31 protein-coding genes are annotated in these 25,387 nt (G+C 33.7%); 28 read left to right on the top strand and 3 right to left on the bottom strand.

Annotated features, from left to right (window positions below; all coding sequences use genetic code 11):
* Positions 1-356 (bottom strand): transposase family protein (locus L866_RS09285; protein ID WP_025729866.1); only part of this gene is annotated, 356 nt, incomplete at its 3' end.
* A gap of 279 nt (positions 357-635) precedes the next feature.
* On the opposite strand from L866_RS09285, the gene L866_RS0105310 reads away from it, so the two are divergent.
* The 3 genes from L866_RS0105310 (at position 636) to L866_RS0105300 (ending at position 4,035) form a co-directional block, all read left to right on the top strand.
* On the top strand, positions 636-1,670 hold the full coding sequence (locus L866_RS0105310; RefSeq protein WP_025729864.1) for a M42 family metallopeptidase: 1,035 nt from the start codon (positions 636-638) through the stop codon (positions 1,668-1,670).
* Between the two features lie 88 nt (positions 1,671-1,758).
* The gene (locus L866_RS0105305; protein ID WP_025729862.1) at positions 1,759-2,319 is read left to right on the top strand and encodes a DNA-3-methyladenine glycosylase I; all 561 of its coding nucleotides are present in this window, start codon (positions 1,759-1,761) and stop codon (positions 2,317-2,319) included.
* Between the two features lie 144 nt (positions 2,320-2,463).
* Positions 2,464-4,035: a peptide chain release factor 3 gene (locus L866_RS0105300; RefSeq protein WP_025729860.1), complete on the top strand. Its 1,572-nt coding sequence runs from the start codon at positions 2,464-2,466 to the stop codon at positions 4,033-4,035.
* Between the two features lie 87 nt (positions 4,036-4,122).
* Here the strand turns inward: L866_RS0105300 and L866_RS0105295 are convergent, their stop codons facing one another.
* Positions 4,123-4,443 (bottom strand): DUF1827 family protein, encoded by a 321-nt coding sequence (locus tag L866_RS0105295; RefSeq protein WP_025729858.1) that lies wholly within the window; start codon positions 4,441-4,443, stop codon positions 4,123-4,125.
* 220 nt (positions 4,444-4,663) lie between these two features.
* Here L866_RS0105295 and L866_RS0105290 point away from each other — a divergent pair, with 220 nt between their 5' ends.
* The 25 genes from L866_RS0105290 to rpmF all read left to right on the top strand — a co-directional run bounded on the left by L866_RS0105290 (position 4,664) and on the right by rpmF (position 24,907).
* Complete coding sequence (locus tag L866_RS0105290; protein WP_156919521.1) at positions 4,664-5,302, top strand: hypothetical protein; 639 nt, start codon at positions 4,664-4,666, stop codon at positions 5,300-5,302.
* Between the two features lie 2 nt (positions 5,303-5,304).
* On the top strand, positions 5,305-5,550 hold the full coding sequence (locus L866_RS0105285) for a hypothetical protein (RefSeq protein ID WP_025729855.1): 246 nt from the start codon (positions 5,305-5,307) through the stop codon (positions 5,548-5,550).
* 244 nt (positions 5,551-5,794) lie between these two features.
* On the top strand, positions 5,795-5,935 hold the full coding sequence (locus L866_RS09470) for a hypothetical protein (protein ID WP_156919520.1): 141 nt from the start codon (positions 5,795-5,797) through the stop codon (positions 5,933-5,935).
* A gap of 157 nt (positions 5,936-6,092) precedes the next feature.
* Positions 6,093-6,290, top strand: coding sequence for a hypothetical protein (locus L866_RS0105275; RefSeq protein ID WP_025729853.1), 198 nt, complete (start codon positions 6,093-6,095; stop codon positions 6,288-6,290).
* Positions 6,291-6,655: 365 nt separating this feature from the next.
* Positions 6,656-7,636: an ABC-three component system protein gene (locus L866_RS0105270; RefSeq protein WP_025729851.1), complete on the top strand. Its 981-nt coding sequence runs from the start codon at positions 6,656-6,658 to the stop codon at positions 7,634-7,636.
* A complete protein-coding gene (locus L866_RS0105265) occupies positions 7,620-7,847 on the top strand; it encodes an ABC-three component system middle component 6 (protein ID WP_025729850.1) in 228 nt (75 codons plus the stop codon). Before L866_RS0105270 ends, L866_RS0105265 begins: the two co-directional genes overlap by 17 nt.
* On the top strand, positions 7,838-9,559 hold the full coding sequence (locus L866_RS0105260; RefSeq protein WP_025729848.1) for a DUF2326 domain-containing protein: 1,722 nt from the start codon (positions 7,838-7,840) through the stop codon (positions 9,557-9,559). The genes L866_RS0105265 and L866_RS0105260 overlap by 10 nt, the downstream gene beginning before the upstream one ends.
* 428 nt (positions 9,560-9,987) lie before the next feature.
* Complete coding sequence (locus L866_RS0105255) at positions 9,988-10,254, top strand: phosphocarrier protein HPr (protein ID WP_025729847.1); 267 nt, start codon at positions 9,988-9,990, stop codon at positions 10,252-10,254.
* The gene (gene ptsP / locus L866_RS0105250) at positions 10,254-11,981 is read left to right on the top strand and encodes a phosphoenolpyruvate--protein phosphotransferase (RefSeq protein ID WP_025729845.1); all 1,728 of its coding nucleotides are present in this window, start codon (positions 10,254-10,256) and stop codon (positions 11,979-11,981) included. Before L866_RS0105255 ends, ptsP begins: the two co-directional genes overlap by 1 nt.
* A gap of 172 nt (positions 11,982-12,153) precedes the next feature.
* Positions 12,154-13,347 carry a glycosyltransferase gene (locus tag L866_RS0105245; protein ID WP_025729843.1) on the top strand — a complete coding sequence of 398 codons (1,194 nt, stop codon included), beginning with the start codon at positions 12,154-12,156 and terminating at the stop codon, positions 13,345-13,347.
* Positions 13,344-14,219, top strand: coding sequence for an NAD(P)-dependent oxidoreductase (locus L866_RS0105240; protein ID WP_025729842.1), 876 nt, complete (start codon positions 13,344-13,346; stop codon positions 14,217-14,219). Before L866_RS0105245 ends, L866_RS0105240 begins: the two co-directional genes overlap by 4 nt.
* Before the next feature lie 129 nt (positions 14,220-14,348).
* A complete protein-coding gene (locus L866_RS08590; RefSeq protein ID WP_035446222.1) occupies positions 14,349-14,570 on the top strand; it encodes a DUF1797 family protein in 222 nt (73 codons plus the stop codon).
* A gap of 72 nt (positions 14,571-14,642) precedes the next feature.
* The gene (locus L866_RS0105230) at positions 14,643-15,185 is read left to right on the top strand and encodes a YqeG family HAD IIIA-type phosphatase (RefSeq protein ID WP_025729840.1); all 543 of its coding nucleotides are present in this window, start codon (positions 14,643-14,645) and stop codon (positions 15,183-15,185) included.
* Entirely contained in the window at positions 15,166-16,287 is a 1,122-nt protein-coding gene (gene yqeH, locus L866_RS0105225) for a ribosome biogenesis GTPase YqeH (protein ID WP_025729838.1), read from the top strand. Before L866_RS0105230 ends, yqeH begins: the two co-directional genes overlap by 20 nt.
* Before the next feature lie 9 nt (positions 16,288-16,296).
* Positions 16,297-16,617 carry a ribosome assembly RNA-binding protein YhbY gene (gene yhbY / locus L866_RS0105220; protein ID WP_025729836.1) on the top strand — a complete coding sequence of 107 codons (321 nt, stop codon included), beginning with the start codon at positions 16,297-16,299 and terminating at the stop codon, positions 16,615-16,617.
* Positions 16,614-17,192 (top strand): nicotinate-nucleotide adenylyltransferase, encoded by a 579-nt coding sequence (locus L866_RS0105215; protein WP_025729834.1) that lies wholly within the window; start codon positions 16,614-16,616, stop codon positions 17,190-17,192. Before yhbY ends, L866_RS0105215 begins: the two co-directional genes overlap by 4 nt.
* Positions 17,192-17,836, top strand: a complete 645-nt coding sequence (yqeK, locus tag L866_RS0105210; protein WP_051452868.1) for a bis(5'-nucleosyl)-tetraphosphatase (symmetrical) YqeK — start codon at positions 17,192-17,194, stop codon at positions 17,834-17,836. The genes L866_RS0105215 and yqeK overlap by 1 nt, the downstream gene beginning before the upstream one ends.
* Before the next feature lies 1 nt (position 17,837).
* Positions 17,838-18,191, top strand: a complete 354-nt coding sequence (gene rsfS / locus L866_RS0105205) for a ribosome silencing factor (protein ID WP_025729830.1) — start codon at positions 17,838-17,840, stop codon at positions 18,189-18,191.
* Between the two features lie 10 nt (positions 18,192-18,201).
* Positions 18,202-18,942: a class I SAM-dependent DNA methyltransferase gene (locus L866_RS0105200; protein WP_025729828.1), complete on the top strand. Its 741-nt coding sequence runs from the start codon at positions 18,202-18,204 to the stop codon at positions 18,940-18,942.
* A 14-nt stretch (positions 18,943-18,956) separates the two neighbouring features.
* Positions 18,957-20,162: a nucleotidyltransferase family protein gene (locus L866_RS0105195; RefSeq protein ID WP_025729826.1), complete on the top strand. Its 1,206-nt coding sequence runs from the start codon at positions 18,957-18,959 to the stop codon at positions 20,160-20,162.
* A gap of 14 nt (positions 20,163-20,176) precedes the next feature.
* Positions 20,177-22,078, top strand: a complete 1,902-nt coding sequence (gene asnB, locus L866_RS0105190; RefSeq protein WP_025729824.1) for an asparagine synthase (glutamine-hydrolyzing) — start codon at positions 20,177-20,179, stop codon at positions 22,076-22,078.
* Positions 22,079-22,104: 26 nt separating this feature from the next.
* Positions 22,105-23,319, top strand: a complete 1,215-nt coding sequence (locus tag L866_RS0105185) for a carboxylate--amine ligase (RefSeq protein WP_025729821.1) — start codon at positions 22,105-22,107, stop codon at positions 23,317-23,319.
* A gap of 13 nt (positions 23,320-23,332) precedes the next feature.
* Positions 23,333-24,037 (top strand): aspartate/glutamate racemase family protein, encoded by a 705-nt coding sequence (locus L866_RS0105180; protein ID WP_025729819.1) that lies wholly within the window; start codon positions 23,333-23,335, stop codon positions 24,035-24,037.
* A 96-nt stretch (positions 24,038-24,133) separates the two neighbouring features.
* A complete protein-coding gene (locus tag L866_RS0105175) occupies positions 24,134-24,691 on the top strand; it encodes a YceD family protein (RefSeq protein ID WP_035446225.1) in 558 nt (185 codons plus the stop codon).
* Between the two features lie 39 nt (positions 24,692-24,730).
* Positions 24,731-24,907 carry a 50S ribosomal protein L32 gene (rpmF, locus tag L866_RS0105170; protein ID WP_025729815.1) on the top strand — a complete coding sequence of 59 codons (177 nt, stop codon included), beginning with the start codon at positions 24,731-24,733 and terminating at the stop codon, positions 24,905-24,907.
* Between the two features lie 218 nt (positions 24,908-25,125).
* Here the strand turns inward: rpmF and L866_RS08585 are convergent.
* Positions 25,126-25,387: transposase (locus tag L866_RS08585; protein ID WP_035446220.1), on the bottom strand; the 262-nt coding region annotated here is incomplete at its 5' end.

Raw genomic sequence — 25,387 nt, 5'->3', positions numbered from 1 at the left:
GCGATATACCGTTTCAAATGGTTGGATAAATGACAGTGACGAGCGACTTCTGGTGTTTGAGCGGTAAAAGACGAATGACAAACTTTGCAGTAATACCGCTGTTTTTTCAAGTTTAAATAAGTTGGGTATCCTGCCATTGGTAGTAATTGAATACGTGATATGCGCGTGCCATTTTTAACAATCGAATATTCTGAAGAAAGGCTTCCACAACACGGGCAACAATCAATCGGCTCGATTAATTGGCCAGATAATAGAAAAGATAAACGTCCTTTAATTGAACATTTTGTTAATTTGTGGTCATCAATTTTGATGTTTTTATCGTTTAATCCGATTAAAGATGATATAATATGGGTCATGGAACAGCTCTCCTTTATTATGGTTTTGGCGCTTATAATATACAGGAGATCTGTTCTTTTTTGTACCCTAAAATAAAAAATAGAGTTGTGGCCTTCGGCCATCAACCCTATAAATTATAGAACCATTATTTATAAACAGGAGGTTTTTTGTTGATTTAAACGGTCAACGTTAATCGTACTTACAGTTCAATCTATATTTGTTCAAGGACTTCTTTTGTTTAATGGAAGTGTGATAAAATAATAGTAATGACACAAAAAGTGGAAGAGGAGCTTAAAAAGATGAATCAAACATTAAATTACTTAAAAGAATTATTAGCGATACCATCACCAACAGGATATACGGAACAAGTGATGAAATATATTGGACAAGAAGTAGAAAAAATGGGTTACACACCAAAAAGAACGAATAAAGGTCTTTTAATTGTATCTGTAAAAGGAGAGAATGATCAACAACATCGAACAGTAACTGCACATATTGACACATTAGGTGCCATGGTTCGCGCGATAAAACCAGACGGTCGATTAAAATTAGATCGAATTGGTGGTTTTCCATGGAATATGATTGAAGGTGAAAACTGCACGATTCATGTAGCAAGCAATCAAAAAGAATATTCGGGTACAATTTTAATTCATCAAACGAGCACACATGTTTATCGGGACGCAGGTACGGCTGAGCGTACACAAGACAACATGGAAGTACGATTAGATGAAAAAGTAACAAGTGCTGAAGAAACACGTGCATTAGGTATAAATGTAGGGGACTTTGTTAGTTTTGATCCTCGAACAACGATTACCGACTCAGGATTTGTTAAAAGCAGATTTTTAGATGACAAAGTAAGTGCAGCTATTTTATTAAACTTGTTGAAAGAATTCAAGGAACAACATATTCAAATACCATATACGACGCATTTTATGTTTAGTAATTTTGAAGAAGTTGGACATGGGGCCAATAGTAGTATTACGCCTGAAACAGTGGAGTATTTAGCTGTTGATATGGGAGCAATGGGTGATGATCAACAAACAGATGAATATACCGTGTCTATTTGTGTGAAGGATGCATCTGGACCATATCATTATGCTTTCCGCAATCACTTAGTCGAGCTCTCTAAAGCTAATCAAATTGAATACAAACTAGATATTTATCCATATTACGGAAGTGATGCATCAGCTGCCATTCGAGCAGGTGCAGATGTTAAACATGCGTTACTTGGGGCGGGCATTGAATCTAGTCATTCTTATGAGCGTACCCATATGGATTCAATCAAACACACAGAAGCTTTAGTAAAAGCTTATTTGTTAAGTCAATTAGTTTAGTTAGTTGAATCATCATTAATATAATAGGGCAACTTAATATACTTGTAATTCAAAAGAATCGTTTGATAGGAATGAGTTAAAGAAAGATATGATTAAAATAGATCAACGTTGTGATTGGGCTTTGAATAGTTGCATTGAACAAGATTATCATGATCACATTTGGGGTAAGCCAGAACATGATGATCGACAATTATTTAAAATGCTAATTTTAGAAGGGATGCAAGCAGGTTTGAATTGGCGAACGATTTTGGTGAAAATGAATGCATTTGAAGAAGCTTTTGATCAATTCAACCCGCATGAAATGGCTCGTTATGATCAAGATAAAGAAGCAAGTTTATTAAATAATCGTTCAATTATTCGTCATCGTTTAAAAATAGCGTCTTTAAAATATAATGCACAAGCGTATTTAAAAGTGGTAGAAGAATTTGGTAGTTTCAATGCGTACATTTGGCGATTTGTTGATAATAAGCCAGTCATTAATCATTGGAAGACCAGTCAAGAAGTTCCAGCGAAAACTCCATTATCTAAACAGATTAGTGATGATTTAAAGAAAAGAGGGTTTAAATTCGTTGGGCCTACTATTGTCTATTCTTTTATGCAAGCAACTGGAATGGTTAATGATCATTTAATAACTTGTCCTTTTCGCTAAAAAAATAATAGCATCATTTTAAAATTTATAAAATAAATGTTTAATTTGTAAGAGTAAATAATACAAGATAAGTTACTACTTTAACCTTTACAAAAAGTTAGGTATAATGTGGGAATGATATAAACAAAGAGGAGAACAACTAATATGAATTTGATTGATGAAATCAAAACACGCAAGACATTTGCGATTATAAGTCACCCGGATGCGGGGAAAACGACGATTACAGAACGTCTACTATATTATAGTGGCGCGATTCGTCAGGCCGGAACAGTTAAAGGAAAGAAAAGTGGCAAGTTTGCTAAATCAGACTGGATGGCCATTGAAAAAGAACGTGGTATTTCTGTAACCAGTTCAGTTATGCAAGTATATTATGGTGATTATCATATTAATATTGTAGATACACCAGGACATGAGGACTTCTCTGAAGATACTTATCGGACATTGATGGCAGTTGATGCGGCTGTCATGGTAATTGATTCAGGGAAAGGGATTGAGCCACAAACAAAGAAATTATTTGAAGTTTGTGCAATGCGTGGTATTCCAATCTTTACGTTTATGAATAAATTAGACCGTGATGGACGTGAACCACTAGATTTAGTAAGTGAATTAGAAGAAGTGTTAGGTGTAGATGCCTATGTAATGAACTGGCCAATGGGGATGGGTAAGAACTTCTTAGGCTTATATGACTTACACAATCAACGGGTGGAATTAACGCATCCAGAAGACGCAAATGGTGAAGATTTCCTACCATTAAATGATGCTGGTGAAGTTGAAGGTGATTTTGCATTTAAAAAATCTTCTATTTACACCCAAGCAATGGAAGATGCTCAATTATTAAGAGAAGCGGGTAATGAGTTCGACTTAGAGGCAGTAAGCCGTGGTAAGTTAACGCCTGTATTTTTTGGATCAGCTTTAACTGGATTTGGCGTTCAAACATTTTTAGATGCGTTCGTTGATTTTGCGCCAAGTCCTGCTGCGCAAACGACTCAAAAAGATGAACTTGTACCAGTCGATTCAGAAGAATTAACTGGATTTATTTTCAAAATCCAAGCAAACATGAATCCAGCCCACCGTGATCGTATCGCATTTGTGCGGATTTGTTCAGGAGTTTTTGAACCAGGTGTAGATGTTACTTTACAGCGAACTAAGAAAAAAATTAAACTATCGCATACGACCCAATTTATGGCTGACACAAGAGAAACAGCAACCCATTCAATTGCGGGTGATATTATTGGATTGTATGATACTGGAAACTTCCAAATCGGTGACACAATATATTCAGGAAAAACAGAAGTGCAATACCCTGCATTACCACAATTTACTCCGGAATTATTTATGAAAGTGGCTCCGAAAAATGTCATGAAACAAAAGTCATTTCATAAAGGAATTGAACAATTAGTACAAGAGGGCGCTATTCAGCTGTATAAAACGTTCCATACTAATGAATATATTTTGGGAGCAGTTGGACAATTGCAGTTTGAAGTATTCAAATATCGACTAAAAGAAGAGTATAATGCTGAAGTTGTTATGACACCAATGGGTCGTCGAATTGCTCGATGGATTAATGAAGAAGATTTAGATCAAAACTTATCAAGTAGTCGTAACTTATTATGTCGAGACCGCTTTGATGCACCAGTATTTTTATTTGAAAATGAATTTGCTGTTAATTGGTTTAAAGATAAACATCCAGAAATCGAGTTAACAACACTATTTTAAGCAAAATATGTTAGATAGACCAAAAAACAAGCGATAAAAATGATGATTAAATCATTTCTATCGCTTATTTTTGTAATTTTTTAATTGTTACGCAAAATTATTATAAACAGGTTTAAATAAAGGACGACCGGAATGAATTTTTTGTGTAATTTCTACAAAGTTTCCCACTCGAATAATATCCAATGTATCTTTAGGAACTTTAAGCGTACGTTGTAGCACAAAATCAATTTCAACATCCTTAACAGGTCGTTTTCGGTTAATAATCAAGACATCGTTATGTGTAGGTGCGCCAGAGTAAATAACTGTTGATTGACCAAGTGAATACACTTTGACAAATTTAGCATCTGTACCAGCTAATTGTTCGTCAACTAATTTAGAGTGTGTATTTGTAATATTTATCAGCTTCATAAGCTAGACCTCCCCGTCTGCTTTCGTTACGTCAATTATACTACAAACGTTTTCAAAAATCACGACAGAATAATAAGTTATCGAGAAAAAGTTACTTTTAGAAAATTTTAAATTATCGAGATGTGAAAAATGCAATTACTTTGTGTAATAAAGAAAACTTAATGTATAAAATGAAAATAGCCATGTGAAAACAGATAATTTATGATTATTTTAGTTGTTAATGGTAGGAGTCTACACTATCGAGGGAAACGCAGGTAGTCCATCACAGGGCAGACGTTCGAGCTATCCATTAAATAGCGCATACATTAAAGGTTATGCACGTCCTAAGTACTCAAACGCAACAACAACTATTAAAGCTAACAAATCGATTGACCAAGTGACACAAGAGGTTCTTAACGGTCTTTGGGGTAATGGCTCTGAACGTATACAAAAATTACAATCATCTGGTTACAATCCTGACATTGTCCAAAATAAAGTTAACGATTTAATTAACGGAGTTCAACGCACGGAGCAAACTGTTACGATTGGAAGACAGGCTAAGCAGTGGGAAACTGGACAAAATATTCATCCGTCAGTTATTGGTAAGTCATTTAAAGTAGTTAAAACTAAAGCCGTTAATAAGTCTGATAGCAAAAAATCTTACTTATTAGTGGATGGCGCTACATACATCGGTTGGTTATTAGAACAAGACGTTGACGGATTTAAACGTCCACAAGACGCAGCAACACTAGCACCAAGCGCACCAAAACCTGAAGATAAGCAAGAAGTGAAACCAGAAGAACTGAAAGAACAAACAGTTGACGTATTGATCAATGAAGTTGTTGTAAACGGCAAGCACTACAAACTAGTGGAGGAATAGCCATGCAGAAATTAAAACGTTATAAAATGAGCTGCATTGTTTTAACTTTTATCAGCGTTATTTTAATGATTGCGTTATTAGTTAATCTAGCTAAGCAGCAAGCATTAACTGAGCGTAATAACGATTTAGAAATTAAACTGACTGGTGCGTATCACCAACTCGAGCGTGCGGAGTTGGAGCTAGAGGAACAACAGGCTTTGTATGACGAGTTGGCTAAGCACGCTGTTGAGGCAATTGGAATTAAATGAAAATATAATAGTAGATACACGTAACAGTTTCTACAAAAACGTTGCGTAATGTGGTATAATATATGTAATTAGCGTTGGAATCTCTACGGGGACCAATCGCGCCAAGTCCTTGCGCAAAGGCAATATAAAAAGGCTACCCAATAGGATGGCCTTATTTTTTTAATCTTTTAAAAAAACTTCATAAAAACATTGAATACTGCATTTAAATGTAGTATAATATAATTAAGAAAGGGGGGGGAGAAATATGAAAGACTTAGCTGAGTGGATAATAAAAATAGCTCCAGTTATCGCAGTCTTCCAAGGAATACGATATACTGAAGCTAAAATAAATAAAGTCAAAGCTGAAACTGCTAAAATCAAAGCTGAGACTAAATCACTCAAGTAGATAGTGGGGCATATGCCCCTATCTACTCTAAGTTTATCATATTATTAGATTATGGCAAATAAAATTTATTGGATTGTATTAACGCTATCAATTACTATCTTGATGGTTCAGATTACAAGATTCTATTTTGAAAAAAAGAAATTGAAAGGTGTTAAAGATGAACAGCGCAAATTTAGATAAAATTAAAAAGATTTTAGAACAACAAACGGCATATAGAATTTATAAAGACACGGGAATAGCGCAGACGACAATTAGTCGGTGGACAACAGGGAAAACACCGCTTGAAAATATGTCATTAAAACATGCTATTACATTGACTAGTTACTATGATCAGTTGAATAAACCTGAAAAATAAAAGGCTATCCAATCGGATGGCCTCTTTTTTTACGTTAATTAATATAATATATGATATAAAAACTAAGTTTCATTATTGACCAGTATAGGTCAGTTTTATTTAAAGAAAGCTGAATTTTTATAAAAGTTAATCGGTATTAACCATATAGAGCCATACGAGAGCAAACGTTTTTAGCTTTTTTAATGTTTTTTTAGGAGGTCATAGTGTATACTAAAGTTAACTTTTAACTTCATAGTGTCACTAAGAATGGGTTAATAGATTTATCGCTTTGAGGGAGAAATAATTTACAAAAGATAGCAGATGCTTTGTAAATAGAACCATATTTATTATTCAAAGAATAAATAGTAAGAAAGGAGTGGTATTAAGTGAATAGGACAAATTATTTTAATTATATAGAAGAAAAATTAAATACATTAGCATATAGAATAGGATCGAGAAGTAAACTAAACCTTTTGGAGCTTAATATCCATTCAGAGAATTTTTTCGCCTGTTTATGTAATATTATTTATGATTTAGAATTAGAAAATTTAAATTTCTCAATCCAAAATATAGAGGGTATAGATTTAATAGATTATAAAAATAAAATTCTTGTGCAAGTTTCTTCAACTTGTACAAAAACAAAAATTGAAAGTTCGCTTAGTAAAAAGGTTTTTGCTAAATTTAAAGATTACAGTTACAAGTTTATGTCTATTTCTAAGAATGCATCTGCTTCTCTAAGAAATAACAATTTTAAAAATCCATATAATATGAATTTTAATCCACAAGAAGATATATGGGATATTCAGCTATTTCTTAAAAAAATTTTAGCAGAAGAAAACCTTGAACAGCAAAGAGATTTATATAATTTTATAAAAGCTGAATTAGGGCAGAATGTTGATCCCGTTAAAATTGAGTCAAATTTAGCTAAAGTTATTAATATTTTAGCCGAGGAGACACTTGATATTAATGTGGGTTCTCTAGAAATCAATCCTTTTGCTATAGAGGATAAAATTTCATTTAATGATTTAGAAGAGGTTAAAGATATAATTGACGATTATACAGTCTATTACCACACGCTAGATAAAATATACAGTGAGTTTGATAAAGAAGGTAAAAATAAAAGCTTCTCTGTATTACAAGAAATTAGAAGACAATATATAGAATTAAATAGATCAGACAATACTCCTACGCATATTTTTTATGAAATAATTAATAGTGTTATGAAAGTCATAGTTGAAAGTAGTAATTATATACAAATGCCGATGGAAGAATTACAAATGTGTACGGATATACTGGTTGTAGATGCTTTTATTAGGTGTAAAATATTTAAGAATCCGGAGGGATATAATCATGTTATTACCAGATAATATTCATCCCGAACATAGTATTTATTATAATGGAGCCGTTATTTTAACAGAGCTTGAAAAAAAAACTGAACAAAAGCTTTTAGAATTATATTTTAATGTAAAAAAGTCAAATGACATGTCGTTTTCTGTGTTCGTATTGAGTTTAGACTGGTTGTATTTAATACAATCGGCTCAAATATGTGAGAAGGGGGTAGTAAGAAAATGTTTATAGAAAAATTGAAAATTTCTACTAAGTATAAAACAATTCGAGAGATGAGTTTTTATACAGGTATGAATTTGATAATTGATAACACCCCATTAACAGACGACTTAAAATTAACAGGGAATAATGTTGGTAAGACAACAGTTTTAAAATTAATTTATTTTTGTTTAGGAGGAGAAGGTAAGGATATTTACACAGATGAAGAAAATAAAAACAAAGTGTATGAAGAGGTTAAAAGTTTTTTAATAAATCAGGAAGTGTTAGTAACATTAACCTTGACAAATGAGTTTAATAAACAAAAAAAAGACCGATTAGTTATCGAACGTAATTTTTTATCGGGGAAAAACGCTATAAGGAGGATAAATGGCAAATCAATATTGAAAAAAGATTTCGAAAAAGAACTATTAGCAAAAATTTTCCCAGAACATAAAAACGAAAAACCATCTTTTAAGCAAATAATATCTCATAATATTAGATATAAGGACAATAGTATTAATAAGACATTAAAAACATTGAATTCTTATACTTCTGATGTTGAATATGAAGCTCTATATTTATATCTCTTAGGTTGTGGATATGATAGTGGAGCTAAAAAACAAGCACTTACTAATAGGATAAAACAGGAAAAAGCATATAAAGAAAGAATAGAAAAAAAACAGAAAAAGAATTCATATGAGGTAGCATTGGCTATCATTGAAGATGAAATAGTTGAGTTAAATAATAAAAAATCATTATTAAATATAAATGAAAATTTTGAAGAAGATTTAAATATGCTAAATGAAATAAAATATAAAATAAATAGAATAAGCTCACTTATTACTAAACTAGAAATAAGAAGAGATATAATCGTTGAAGCCAAAAATGAGATGGAAAAAGACGTATCTTTAATTGATTTAGATCAATTAAGATTGTTGTATAATGAGTCAAAAGAATATATACCCAATTTGCATAAAACATTTGAAGATTTAGTTGCATATCATAATAAAATGATAGTAGAAAAAATTACATTTATAACAAAAGAGTTACCTTCTTTAAGCGAAAGAATTGAAAATGAAAAGATAACTTTAAAAGCATTGTTAAGTCATGAAAAAGAGTTGTCACTAAAAATTTCCAAAAGTGATTCTTTTAATGATTTAGAAAATATTATTTCTGAAATAAATGAAAAATATAGATTAAAAGGTGAATATGAAAATACAATTTCACAAATAAACGAGGTAGATTCAGTTCTCGAAAAAATAGAGAATGAACTTGAAAATATTGATCAATATTTATATTCTGTTGATTTTCAAAACAAACTTACAAAGCAAATAAAGAAATTTAATAAATATTTTTCTTCGGTATCATATGAGCTATATGGAGAAAAATATGCTCTGACATATGAAATTATCAAGAATAAAAAGACTAATAATCCGGTATATAAATTTAGTACATTTAACTCAAATATGAGTTCAGGAAAAAAGCAAGGAGAAATTCTATGCTTTGACTTGGCTTATATAATGTTTGCAGATGAAAAAGGAATATCCTGTTTACATTTTTTATTAAATGATAAAAAAGAATTGATGCACGATAATCAATTGTCGAAAGTTGCGGATTTTGTTATGAAAAAAGATATTCAATTAGTAATTTCAATATTGAAAGATAAGTTGCCTGATGATCTATTGAATGAAGCAAATGTTGTTGTAGAGTTATCACAAGAGGATAAATTGTTTAGAATTGCATAAGATAAAATATGTATCTAATACTTGACACAAGAGTGGAATTTGTCAAATAAACGTTAAAGGAAACACATAACAGGTCAAAAAAATCGTTGCGTAATGTTGTTTAATATAACAGTTATCTTTGATATCTTTACGGAGACCGGAACAACAAGTCCTTGCGCAAAGGCAATATAAAAAGGCTACCTGTTTAATGGTAGCCTCTTTTTTTTGTGCTGGCGCATATTTTTGAATACGTATTTGAATACGTTAATCAAATTTAGTAGAAATATTACAGAAAACAGAAAAGACAAAAACGTTGATGTGTAAACATTTAGGGCAATGTAAGCCGTATAATTAAAATACATTGATTTGGGTAGGATATAATGGTATTCTTATTCTAGGTGTAAGGTAGTATATCCTTACAAATTTATTTATAAAAGGGGTTTTCAAAAATGGAAAAACGCGAATTTCACGTAGTAGCAGAAACAGGTATTCATGCACGTCCAGCAACTTTATTAGTTCAAGCAGCGAGCAAATATGCTTCAGATATTAACTTAGAATATAAAGGTAAATCTGTTAACTTAAAATCAATCATGGGCGTTATGTCATTAGGTGTTGGACAAGGCGCTGATGTTGTTATTACTGCTGAAGGTGATGACGAAGTAGAAGCTATCCAAGGTATAGAAGAAACAATGAAAAAAGAAGGTTTAGCTGAATAATGGTAAATAACTTAAAAGGAATTGCAGCTAGTGATGGCATTGCGATTGCAAAAGTTTACTTACTAACTGAACCAGACTTAACATTTGAACAAGTTGAAGGAGTAGATGTTGAAGTTGAAGCTAAACGTTTAGACGATGCTTTACTACAAACACAAGCTCAAATTCAAGATATTCGTGAAACAGCTCTAACTCGCTTAGGCGAAGAAGAAGCAAAAGTATTTGATGCGCATTTAATGGTTGCATCAGATCCTGAATTGATTGATCAAGTTAAGAGCACAATTAAATCAGATCAAATCAATGCTGAAGCTGCTTTACACAATGTATCTCAAATGTTTATCCAAATGTTCAAGAGTATGGAAGACAATCCATATATGCAAGAACGTGCTGCAGATATAAAAGACGTATCAGAACGTATATTAGCTAACTTATTAGGTGTTAAATTACCTAGTCCTGCATCAATTAAAGAAGAAGTAATTGTTGTAGCACATGACTTAACTCCAAGTGATACAGCACAATTAGATCGTAAATACGTTAAGGGATTTGTGACGAACATTGGTGGACGTACAAGTCACTCTGCTATTATGGCTCGTTCATTAGAAATTCCTGCAATCGTTGGTACAGGTTCAATTGTTGAATCAGTAAAAGATGGCGATATCGTCATTTTAGATGGTTTAGATGGTGTAGTACACATCAATCCAACTACTGAATTAAGAGAAGATTATGAACAAAAAGGTGCAGAATTTGAACAATTACGTCAAGAGTGGGCAAAATTAGTTCATGCAGAAACAAAATCCAAAGATGGTAAATCATTTGAATTAGCAGCCAATATTGGTACACCTAAAGATTTAACAGGTGCAATCGAAAATGGTGCAGAAGCAATTGGTTTATATCGTACAGAGTTTCTATATATGGACAGTCAAGATTTCCCAACTGAAGATGAGCAATTTGAAGCTTATAAAGCAGTTTTAGAGGGAATGAATGGACATCCTGTAGTTGTACGTACAATGGATATTGGTGGAGATAAAGAATTACCATATCTTTCATTGCCAGAAGAAATGAATCCATTCTTAGGATACCGTGCGATTCGTATTTCATTAAATGAACCAGATATGTTCCGTACACAATTACGTGCTTTATTACGCGCTTCAGTATTTGGTAAATTGCGCATTATGTTCCCAATGATTGCAACTTTAAATGAGTTTAGAGGAGCGAAAGCATTATTTGAGGAAGAAAAAGCAAATTTAATCAATGAAGGCGTTAAAGTAAGTGAAGAGATTGAATTAGGAATTATGATTGAAATTCCAGCCGCTGCTGTTTTAGCACATCAATTTGCTAAAGAAGTAGACTTTATGAGTATTGGTACGAACGATTTAATTCAATACACAATGGCTGCAGACCGTATGAATGAACAAGTGTCATACTTGTATCAACCATATAATCCATCAATTTTAACATTAATTAAACACGTGATTGATTCAGCTCATAAAGAAGGTATTTGGGCTGGTATGTGTGGCGAGATGGCTGGCGATCAAACAGCTGTTCCGTTATTAATGGGATTAGGTTTAGATGAATTCTCAATGTCAGCATCTTCTGTATTAAAAACACGTAGCTTGATGTCAAAATTAAACTACGAAGACATGAAACAATTAGCAGAGAAAGCAATTAATGAATGTACAACTGTTGAAGAAGTCATTGCATTAGTTGAAGAAGCTAAGAAAAGCATTTAATTTAACTAAATATAAAGAAACTATGGTCAATCGTACCATAGTTTCTTTTTTTGTTTTTTGAATCTTAGCACTTCCTTATATAGTTTTTCAAATTAATGTGTAGTAAAATTATAGGGAGACTTTGAAAGGTTAGTAACAAAGTATTCAGATGCTCTATTTAAAGGAGGATTTTATGCGAGTAGGAATATTTACAGATACATATATTCCGCAAATTAATGGAGTGACGACGTCTGTTCATATATTGCGAAATGAATTAGAGCAATTAGGTCATCAAGTTTATATCTTTACTACAACTGATCCCGACCAAACAGACGATCCCAATGTTTGTCGATTAAAAAGTATTCCACTGCTATCATTTAAAGATCGTCGAATTGCTATTAGTGGGTTAATGAAAGCCATAAAAATGGGGAAACAATGGAAATTAGATATCGTACATACGCAAACGGAATTTAGTTTAGGATTTGTTGGACGAATGGTAGCGATGGAATTAGGGGTTCCTTTGATTCATACGTATCATACAATGTATGAGCGCTATTTACATTATGTGTTTAATGGTAAATTAATTAAATCAAAACACGTCAAAGAGATGACACGTTTTTATTGTGACCGTACGGATAGCGTAATTGTACCGAGTCAATTGACGAAAGAAAAGTTAAGAAGTTATGGTGTATTGCAACAGATTTTTGTTGTGCCTACGGGTGTTCCCATTCCTGAATTCTCCTCAGAAAATCGCCAAGTGATGCGCGAACAGTTTGGTTATAACGATAAAGATATCGTTTTATTATCTTTGAGCCGGTTATCCCCCGAAAAAAATATTGAGGCGATTATTAATCAATTGCCAGCAATTATTGCTTTAGTTCCTGAAGTGAAATTATTAATTATTGGTGATGGCCCTAGTCGAAAGAATCTGGAGCAACTCACAGTTAAGAATCATGTTGAGCGATATGTACACTTTGTTGGTGAAGTACCTCATTCTGAAGCTTATGCTTATTATCAGATGAGTGATTTATATGTCAATACATCCGATTCTGAAACCCAAGGACTGACTTACATTGAAGCAGTTGTCAATAATTTACCGATTATTGCAAAACAAAATACTTATTTGAATCAAATTATTACCGATCGTTCGCTAGGCCAGCTATATCAATCTACTCAGTCATTTGCAATAACAACAGCTGATTACTTAATGAATGACTTGAAACGATCAAGAAACCAAAGTGATGCGCGTGAACAATTAAAAAATGAAATATCAAGTCGTACTTTTGCGTTACGAATTTTAGACGTCTATACGCGAGCGATTGATTCACAGCCATTTAAGAAAAGACGAAAACGTTCAAGAGATAGAAAAGGAGAATCGGTCAGATGAAAACGATTGGCTTTATAGGCACAGGGGTAATGGGATGCTCAATGGCGATGCATTTGTTAGACAAAGGGTATTCATTAAATGTTTATAATCGTACACGTTCTAAGACTGATCAATTAGTTAAAAATGGTGCTCTGTGGCGTGATACGCCTCAAGAATTAGCAGAGAAAAGTGACATTATTTTAACAATAGTAGGCTATCCGAGTGATGTCGAAAATGTATATTTCGGTAAAGATGGATTGTTTTCAGCTGATTTGAAAGGGAAAATATTAATCGATTTGACAACAAGTACTCCTTCTTTAGCGAAAAAGATTGCAACGCATGCGCTTCAAGTTGGAGCAGTCGCATTTGATGCACCTGTATCAGGAGGCGATTTAGGAGCTCAAAAAGGCACATTATCAGCGATGGTCGGTGGGCCACTACAATTTTTTGAAGCTGTTGAACCGATTTTGTCTGCTTTTTCAAAGCGTGTCACTTATTTAGGTGAAGCTGGTGCAGGACAACATACAAAGATGGCGAATCAAATTATGGTAGCCGGGACAATGACCGGTTTGACTGAATTATTAGTATATGCTAAAGCAGCTCAACTGGATTTATTTCAAGTGTTAGAAGTAGTTGGAGCAAGTGCGGCGGCCAATTGGTCATTAGAAAATTATGGACCACGTATATTGAATCAAAATTTTGAACCGGGATTTTTTGCAAAACATTTTTTAAAAGACTTGAAAATTGCATTAGATGAAGCCGAAAAAATGAATATTGATCTTCCTGCAACAAAAGAAGCATATCGTTTATATCAATTATTAAACGAATTAGGCTATGAAGAAAAAGGAACTCAAGCGTTAATTAATCTTTGGTGGGGCGATAAAACGCAATAGATTGTGAATAACATGCGATTATTGGTTGAAAAGATAGAAATTAATGTGAATTTTTGTTATAGTTTAATGAAGAAGTGGTAGTGAAAATATGCCGGAAAATAAGAATAGAAAAAGAAATGAGGCAATTAGATGAATTCAAAATTGAAAGAGATTATTAATCGTTTAGAAAAAATTGTTCAAACAGATGAAGACAACCGCACAAGACGCTTTAGAAGTAATGGGGAAGACGTATGTGAAGTCAACTTTAATGTAGAAAATAACATGTTTACATTCGTTGATTACAAACGTCAACAACAATATGAATTTGACAATATTGATTTAGTAGCAATTGAAGTGTTTGAAACGTTATAAGAATCATTGAGACCATAGAACGATTCATTTCGACTCTATGGTTTTTTTAAAAGATGGAGGTTTTTTTATCTTATGTTAAAAAAATTCACACCTACATGGCGCGTTAAATCCATTTATCAAATCGATCCCGATCAACTGAAAGCAGTGGGGATTAAAGCTGTATTAACGGATTTGGACAATACTTTAATTGCTTGGAACAATCCGGTTGCGACTAAAGAGACATTACAATGGATTCAACGAATGAAAGAAGCAGATATGCCAGTGGTGATTGTGTCTAACAATTCTGGGGGACGTGTGAAGAAAGTTGCTGATTTACTTGATGTGCAATTTATTCCTAAAGCACGCAAACCTAAAATTAGTGGACTATTACGTGCGGTAAAACAATTACAATTAGATAAAACAGAAGTTGTAATGGTAGGTGATCAATTAATTACAGATGTATGGGCAGGAAATCGAGCAGGAATTCGAACAATTCACGTACTCCCAGTTGTTGATAATGACGAGTGGAAGACTAAATTGAATCGTTCTATCGAACGAAAAGTGCTCATGAAATGGTTAAAATATCAATCACCTGACGAATGGGAGGATTCAATTAATGGTGTCGATTATAAATGATTTAAGTTGCATCGGTTGTGGTGCAAAAATACAAGTAGAAGATCGAGAAGCGCCTGGATACGTAAAAGGCGATTTATTAGCACGAACTATCGAAAGCCAATCTAAAGAAATGTATTGTGAACGTTGTTTCCGTTTGCGCCATTATAATGAAATTGCACCTGTTTCGTTAACAGATGATGATTTTTTAGAACTATTGAATGATATTGGACAAAAAGATGCATTAGTAGTCTATGTACTTGATATTCTTGATTTATATGGGACACAAATCAATGGACTACAACGTTTTATTGGGAATAATCCCGTATTAGTTGTTTTAAATAAACTTGATTTACTGCCGGTATCAACTAATAAAAACCGTCTAGAACAAGTGGCTAGACATTTAATGAAGGAACAAGGATTATCTCCAGTTGGAGTCGCATTAATTTCCGCTGAAAAACGACACGGCATTGATGATTTAATGGAACAAATTGAAGTTCATCGTAAAGAGCAAAGTGTTTATGTAGTAGGTGTGACCAATGTAGGTAAATCAACAATCATTAACCGCATTATTGGTGCTGTAAGTGATGAAGAAAATCCAATTACTACTTCTTACTATCCTGGAACAACCTTAGGACGAATCGAAATTCCTTTAGCTGATGGCGAAAGTCTAATTGATACACCAGGTATTATTCAACCACATCAATTAGCACATGCCCTTACAGCTGATGAATTAAAAATGATTATTCCAAGAAAACGTCTGAAACCTGTGACCTATCAATTAAACTCTGGTCAAACATTGTTTATTGGAGGGATTGCAAGAATAGACGTAACGAATAAGAAAAAAGGGTCATTAACGACATATTTACCAAACCAATTGATGATTCACCGGACAAAAACTGCAAAAGCGGATCAATTTTTTGAAAAGCATGTTGGTGAAATGTTACAACCACCCGTTAATCGAAAGAATATTAAACTAGTTATGAAACAATTTAAAGTGCCAGCTAAAAGTGATATTGTTATTTCTGGATTAGGATGGATTACTTTCCATCACGAAGCTGAAGTTAGCGTTTGGACAATTGAAGGTAATGACGTCTTTTTAAGACCCGCACTTATTGGAAAGTAGGCGAAACATTTGAAAAAATATACAGGTAAAGAAAAACAATTTTTTAAAAAAGAAGCGCACCATTTATCTCCGATGGTTCAAATTGGTAAAAATGGTTTAAGTTCAGAATTATTAGATGAGATAGATCGCGCTATTGAAAAACGTGAACTAATAAAAGTAACGATTTTACAAAACAGTTTAGTTGAGTCAAAGGAATTAGCTGAATGGATTGAATCTAATCATTTAGCTGATGTCATTCATATTATTGGTCGCACTCTAATTTTATATCGTAAGAGTGATGACGAAAAGTATCAAGATTTATCTTCAAAATTTGAAGCGATGTTTAGATGAAACGAGTCGGGTTACTAGGTGGTAGTTTTAATCCATTACATATTGCGCACTTAGTGATGGCTGAACAAGTGTTAAATACACTTGATTTAGATGAAGTGCGATTGATGCTCACGCATATTCCACCTCATGCTGAGGGGAAACAAACATTAACGACGAGTACACGTTTAGATATGCTGCGTCAATTTGTTAGTGAAGATCAACGCTTTTCAATTGAAACAATCGAATTAGAACGAGCTAAAAAAAGTTATACGTATGATACTTTAATCGCACTGAGAGAACGAGAACCAGACACAGCATTCTATTTTATTATGGGGGCAGATATGGTTTTAGATTTTCCAAATTGGTATCGTCATGATGAATTAAAAGAACTAGCTACTTTTGTAGCAGTTAAGCGTCCAGGTTATATGGTGGAAGAGTTAGCTGATTTTCTATGGATAGATGCTCCGCATTTAGATTTGTCTTCCTCGCTTATACGATCATACGTAGCTAATGGAAAAAGTATTAAATATTTAGTTCCATCAACTATTCAACAGTTTATTGAAACACATCAACTATATAAAGAAGGCCGTAAATAATGGAAAATAATAATAACGATGTAATAACTACATCAATCGTTTACACAGGCAAATGGATTAACTTGACTCGCAATCAATTAATTGAAGAATTAAGTGATAATTTAACAGAAAAAAGGCTACAACATTGCTTACGTGTAGAAGAAACTGCGGTTCAATTAGCGCGTCATTACGGAGAAGATGTAGAAGCGGCGAGTATCGTTGGCTTGAGTCATGATTTATTACGTGAGTTATCTGATGGTGAAATGGCGATATGGATACAGTCATACGGATTGAACAAGGATTTAATTCCTTATGGCCGCGAGCTGATGCATGGGCCGCTTGCAGCAGAATGGTTGAAGCGTCATGCACAATTAACTGACTCATCAATTTATCAAGCGATTTTTGTACACACGATGGGTGCACAGGAGATGAGTCAGTTAAGTCAAATTTTATTTTTAGCAGATTATATCGAACCAGCTCGATCATTTCCTGGAGTAGAAATAGCACGAGAATTAGCGTATCAGAACTTAGATCAAGCTACTGCTTTTAAATTACAACACAGCTTAATGTACTTAATTCAATCGGGACATGCTGTGTATCCTAAAACGATTGAAGCGTATAATGCATGGATTAAACATTCAGCAAACCAAAAATTGGAGGAATAATGTGAATCATACAGAAAATGAATTATTAAAGATTATCGTGGACGCTGCAGAAGATAAGTTAGCAGTAGATACAGTAGTATTAAAAGTCGATCAATTAACACCGTTAAGTGATTACTTTGTTGTAACAAGTGGTAACAATGAACGAAAAGTAGAAGCTATTGCTCATGCAATTATTGAAAAAGTATTAGAGCATGGTTACGAAGTGAAAAATGTAGAAGGGAAAGATAGTAATCGTTGGATTTTGATTGATTGTGTTGATGTAATTGTTCACGTGTTCTATGAAGAAGAACGAGCACATTACAACCTTGAAAAATTATGGGCAGATGCACCGTTAGTTAATACCAACTTACTATAAAAATAAGCTGATGTATCAAGATTTCGCGAAAGTATATGATCATTTAATGCCTTCTGAAATGTATAACGATTGGATGGAATACACTGAACAAGTAGTTGGGGATGTTTCATTACACAAAGTACTAGATTTAGGATGTGGTTCGGGGGATTTTCTTCAATTAGTTGAATCGACAGGAGCGGTTACGATGGGTGTCGATATCAGCCCGGAAATGTTGAAACTAGCGGCTCATAAAGTAAAGGCTGATTTATATTTGCAGTCCATGCTAGACTTAACCGGATTACCGACAGCAAGCTTAGTAACAAGTTTTTGTGATAGTGTGTGCTATTTGACTCAGCCAGATGATTGGTTGACATTGTTTCAAGCAGTTCATGACTTTTTACCCAATCAGGGTTGGTTTTTATTTGATGTTCATTCACTTGGAACATTAGCTAATTTTGATGATTTTATGTACCGCGATCAACTAGAAGACGGCACAGATTTGATTTGGGAAAGTGAAGTAGTCGAAGAAGTCAATCGGTTAAAAGTGCATCATCATTTAACAATTTACCAGCCCATTGAGACAAAGGAACATGAAGAAGCGCATTTTGAAAAAAAGAAAGAACATCATATAGAAGTGACTTATTCAATGGATCAAATTGAAATGATGTTAAAACAAGCAGGATTTAATCAAGTGAATGTGACAAGTGACTTCGGTCAAGAGGTAGCGTCCGATTCAAGCGAACGTCTCTTTTTTGCTTGTCGTAAGGGATAGAATTGAGGGGAAATATGCGTTCGGTTGGAATTATTGCAGAATTTAATCCACTTCATCGTGGCCATCAACAATTAATGACTTGGGCGAAAGAAGTGGCGCAAGCAGATGTAGTTGTGATTGCTCTTAGTGGTAATTTAGTCCAACGTGGCGAAATCAGTTTTGTTGATGTAGCAGCAAAAACTGAATGGGCATTAAATAGTGGAGCGGATTTAGTTCTCTTACAACCGATTTGGGCATCCTTACAAGCAACAGATAACTTTGCAAAACACGGGATTGATACATTGCGCTTAGCTCAAGTAGATAGCTATGCATTTGGGTCAGAGTTTGGGAATGCGCAAATGTTTACTCATGTTGCACGATTAGTTAATAATTATCAAAAAGAACTCGATCAATTATTTCATTCAATTCAAGACGAACGCTTAGGATACGCTCAAAAAATGGCACAAGCTTATTTGGAATTGGAGCGTCATGTTGGAAAAATAGTTAATAACGAATCATCATTGGTTGAATTTTTGACACATCCAAATAGTCAATTAGGTTTAGCTTATGAAAAGTGGAATCAAAAAAGTAAACAACCGCTTAATTTGCACGTCTTGCGACGGAATAATAGCCACCATGGCAATGACTTAATTCAAACGCCAGCGAGTGGTTCCGATTTAAGACGTTTATTTCAATCCGATAATTCTTATAATTTAATTAAGGAATATCCGATTTTAAATTGGGTGAGTGATTATCAGTTAAAATTATTGGAAGAGTTTGGTCGAATCGACACAACGACTTTTTGGCCCTTACTAAAATATACATTAATGATTACAGAACCAGATGAACTTGAAACGTATTATGGGGTCAATGAAGGAATTGCACCACGTTTAATTCGAATGGCACATGAAGCTTCTAGTTATGAAGATTGGTTGAATTTAGTTCATCATAAGCGAGTTACACGCCAACGAATTAAGCGAATGAGTATGTCGATTTTATTTCATTTAAAAAAATCTGATATGAAGTATCAAGCGCATCATGCAGAACATCCTAGGCAAGTTTTAGGATTTACAGCTAATGGACAAAAGTATTTGAAAGAATTAAATGCAAAGCAATTAGTAACAAATTATCAATTACGACCGCATCTATTACCGATTGATTGGCGTGTTGATGGGTTAATTCAAGATTGGTTTGCTCATACAGGGCGATACAAACGTTTAAATCATCCGATTAGGAAATAAGGAGTTTTTTTACTATGTGTGGATTTGTAGGCTACATTAATGGGACAGATGGAGTATTAGAAAATAATAAAAACATTTTAGAAACAATGATGCAGCGTATTGTACATCGTGGACCAGACAGTTCAGGTGTATTTATGGATGATCAAGCTGCACTTGGTTTCCGTCGTTTGGCCATTATCGACTTAACAGAAAGCGGTAATCAGCCATTTTATAGTGAAGATGAACGCTATGTGATGGTATTTAATGGTGAAATTTATAATTTTAAAGCATTACGTGAAGAATTGAAGCAATTAGGTCATAATTTCTTATCACAAACCGATAGTGAAGTGATTATTCGTGGATATGAAGAATATGGTGAAGCAATTGTCAATCAATTGCGAGGAATGTTCGCGTTTTGTATTTGGGATCGTCAAGAAAAATCTGCTCTAATTGCGCGTGACGGGTTTGGAATCAAGCCATTATATTATACAAAACATACGACAGATGGTAGTTTTATCTTCGGTTCAGAAGTTAAAACATTTTTAGATCATCCGCGTTTTATTAAGGAATTTAATCATCAAGCATTACAACCTTATTTATCATTCCAATATAATCCGCTAATTGAAACATTTTTTGAAGGAGTTTACAAATTACAGCCTGGCCATTACATGAAAGTAAAAGATGGACAAATTGAAACGATTCAATATTGGGATAAAAAATTTGATGAAAACACTTCAAAAAAAGCGACATTACCACTTGAACACTATGTGAAAGAAGTAAAAGATACGGTCAAAGGATCTGTGGATATTCATAGTATTTCAGATGTTAAGGTGGGATCGTTCTTATCTGGTGGAGTGGATTCGAGTTATATTACTGCACTTCTTAATCCAGAACATTCATTCTCTGTAGGTTTTAATCAATACGAAGCAATGTTTAACGAAACAGACATAGCCAAAAGCTTATCTGAGCAATTAAATATTGATAATCAAAGAAAATTTGTGAGTGATGAAGAAGCATTTGAAAAAATAGAAACGATTATGTATCACTTAGATGAACCAGATTCTAATCCATCTGTTGTGCCATTATACTTTTTATCACAACTAGCGAGTGAACATGTAAAAGTTGTTCTATCTGGAGAAGGTGCTGATGAGATTTTCGGTGGATATGATTGGTATAAGCCTTCACGTTTGAATGATTTCTATACAAAATTCCCATTAACATTTAGACGATCATTACATCAAATGTTGAAGAAAAATACAGGAAAAGAATCACGCTTAGAACGCTTTTTAGAGCGTGGTATTCATCCAATTGAAGAACGTTTCATTGGTCAAGCGCTTGTTTATACCGATCATGAAGCGTATAACTTATTATTAGAACCTTATCGTATGGGGATCACAACAGCGCATGTTACACGCCCATATTATGAAAAAGTTAAACATTTAGATGATTTATCTAAGATGCAATATTTAGATTTAAATCTTTGGTTACAAGGAGATATTTTACAAAAAGCAGATAAAATGAGTATGGCTCATTCGATTGAATTACGTGTACCATTTTTAGATAAAGAAGTTATGGAACTAGCAAAAACTATACCAACAGAGTATCGTGCAAACTATAACAATACAAAAATTGTTTTAAGACAAGCGGCTCGTGAAGTTTTACCTGAAGAATGGGCGAAACGTAAAAAAGTTGGTTTCCCAGTACCGATTCGTCATTGGTTACGTAAAGAACCATTTTATAGCCATGTCCGTGAAATGTTCTTAAGTGATTTAGCACTTAAATTCTTTGAACAAGATGTATTATTACACTTATTAGATGATCATCGGGATCAAGTGATGGATGCAGGACGTCGGATTTGGACAGTATATGTATTCTTAGTTTGGTACAAACGTTTCTTTATTGACGATAAAGGTTTATGCCAAACGAAGTTAGATTAATATGAAATAGAAAAGAGTGGACGGTTATGACAATGTCTCGAACATTTATACCTGTAATTTTTGGTGGGAATCGTGGTGCGTATGGATTAGCTCGAGCAATCCATGAGCAATATGGTTATTCTTCTGAAGTCGTTTTACAAGAAGTTGTAGGACCGGTGATGGCGTCAACCATTATAAATTTCCATGAAATCCCTTCGATTCGTGATCATTTTAAAGAGGCATTATTACATATTATTCCAGTCATAGAGCAATTAGCGGGCAACCGACCAATTATCGTATTTGGTTCAGAAGATTGGTATACCGAGCACCTCATTAAATATCGTGAAGTGTTTAGTGATCAATGGACAGTTCCGTATGTAAATATGGACACATTAAAATCTGCGGTAGATAAGTCGCGCTTTTACGCGATGTGTGAATCAATTAATGTGCCTTATCCTAAAACATGGACGATTAGTGAACCTATTTTGCCTAAGGAAGCTACAGGAGAGTTAGTAGTAAAACCTGCAATTACACCAACTTACCAAAATTTACATTTTGAGGGTAAGAAAAAAGTGTATATTTGTAGCAATCCAAAAGAAGCTCAAGAAGCATTAACGTTGATGCATGTTAATGGTTATCCCGATGAATACATTGTTCAAGAATTTATACCTGGAAAAGATACGGAACAAGCAGTTGTTACTTGTTATCGTTCGCCTCATGATAAACAAGTAAAATTGTTAGCATTTGGAAGAATTATTGCAGAAGATCACGGAGCAGAATCTATAGGTAACCATTTAGTTATTTTAAATGAAAACAATCATGAAGAAGTATATCAACACGTCCGTGCATTAGTAGAAGCGTTTGATTTTTATGGATTTTCAAATTTTGACTTGATTTATGATAAGAAAAGAGAGCAATTTTTATTTTTTGAATTAAATCCGCGCTTAGGTGTGTCAAATTACTATGTAACAGCAGGTGGACAAAATGTCGCTTACTATTATATTGAAGATTACTTAATGAAAAAACCAGTTGAATTAAGTGCAACGAGTCAGCCGGTATTGTTTAGTTTATTACCACAGCCGTTAGTGAAATATCTGTTAAAAGGAGATTCCTATCAAGCAGTGGTCGATGAATTTTATCATCAAGGACGAGTGGTTCATCCGCTAGCGTATTCAAAAGACAACCACTTTAAACGAAATGTTTATATCGGTTTATCTAAAATTAATTTTTATCGGAAGTTTTGGAAGTCACGGCAATTGTAGAGGGGGAAATTGAATGAGTCAATATTTTGGTATATTAGGTGGAATGGGTACACTAGCAACAACAAATTTTTTAGTGGAAATGAATCAACGCTTTCACCCTGAAAGTGATCAAGCCTATTTTAACTATGTACTTTTTAATCATGCAACGGTTCCAGATCGAACAGCATTTATACTTGATTCAACTCAGCCTTCACCAGTTGCCCCTCTGATTGACGATTTAAAACGGTTAGAACAATTATCGGTTGATTTTGTAGTTATTCCATGTAATACAGCTCATTACTTTTTTGATCAATTACAGGCTTCGACTAATTTAAAATTAATTAATATGCTCGATTTAGTGGGAGAAGAAGTCGCAAAATTACCTAATCAATCTTTAATTGGTTTGTGTGCGACGAAAGGTACGCGTCAAAGCGGTATTTATCAATCAGTTGTTGAATCAAATGGCGGACAGCTTGTTTTACCAAATGACGAATTGCAAGATAAGATTACTTCACTTATTTATGATAACGTCAAAGCAAAAGGTCGAATTAATTTAGATCTATATGAAGAAATATTAAATGACTTTTTAGCATTAGGTGTGTCCAAAATATTGTTAGGATGCACAGAAGTATCTTACGTGAATAGTCATGATCCAATCAAACGTTTTCCAATCATTGACTCTGAGAAGCTATTAGTAGATGAAACAATTCGATTAGGTAAAATAACACAAAATAAATGATTAAAATATGAAAAAATAGTGATTTGTCAATAATGACTGATTGACATTTTAATTCAGATTAGATATACTAAAGGAGTTGTACTAGGGGTGAGTAAATTGCGATGGTCTGTGAGACAATTAACACAAAATGTGAATGAAGCAACGAAGTTCGAAGAGACAGTTGACTTAAGTTCAACAATCTTAGATCGTTCGGATGATTTAATAGCAATTAAGCCCGCAGCAGTGAATGGCTGGTTCGTTCCTGAAGCACATGGTTTATTAGCTGATTTTATTATAGAAGTTGAAGTCACAATGCCTTCATCGCGTTCTTTGAAACCGGTGGACGTTGTTATTGAGACTCATGTAACCGAACGCTATTTGGATCCTCGATATATAACAGCTGATATGAATGATGGATTTGAAGTTGTTTTGCCGTTGCAAAATGATTTATTGGATCTAAGACCAGCAGTGGAAGATGCTATTTTATTAGCGTTGCCACTTCAAGTATTATCAGCAGATGAGCAACATCAAACTGCCACATTGCCTTCTGGGGTAGATTGGGCAGTTATAACCGAAGATGATTATTTGCATGAGCAACAAGAGTCTTTGGATAAATCTGTTGATCCACGTCTTCAGAAGTTAAAAGAGCTGTTAGATGATGGGTTAAACGACTAAACTACCCGATTTTCGAGTGAATTATAGGAGGTGTAAAACATGGCAGTACCAAAAAGAAGAACATCAAAGTCTAGAAAGAACAAACGCCGTACACACTTCAAATTAGAAGTACCTGGTATGACAATTTGTCCTAACTGTGGTGCATTGATTAAGAGTCATCATGTATGTCCTGAGTGTGGTTACTACAAAGGCGAAGAAGTTGTAGCGAAAGCATAAAACTAAATGATGAAACACTATAAGTGTATTGTAAAAAAATAGAAAGGCATAATTAAAATGCTTTTCTATTTTTTTGTACTTAAAAATAGAAATTGTAATGACTCTTTGTCAAATAGGGTTGATGATGAGGTGAGGTAACCGTATGGTTACTTCTCCTCTTTTTTAGATCAAAAGATAAAATAAGCAAATGATTGGATCAATTGTATTCAAAATTAGTGTTAAGAAACAGCGATTTTGGGTGGATGATTTGGCGCGTATAAACGCATCATCAATAAAATTCTATTTTTAAAGTGTGAATAATTACGGTAGCCATAAGCAGTTCGCTTAAGTACCTTGATTTTGTTGTTTAATCCTTCAATCGGCCCATTAGTCAATTGAGGATAAGCAAAAGTATTTTGAATATACGTGTTATAGTGTTTAAATGTTCTTAAAACGGTCTTTAATGGTTTCGGGAGGGGCAATGTTAGGCCATAATTGACC

The organism is Atopobacter phocae ATCC BAA-285, from assembly GCF_000526675.1.
Classification (GTDB): domain Bacteria; phylum Bacillota; class Bacilli; order Lactobacillales; family Aerococcaceae; genus Atopobacter; species Atopobacter phocae.
This window is presented reverse-complemented; position numbering and strand designations above follow the sequence as displayed.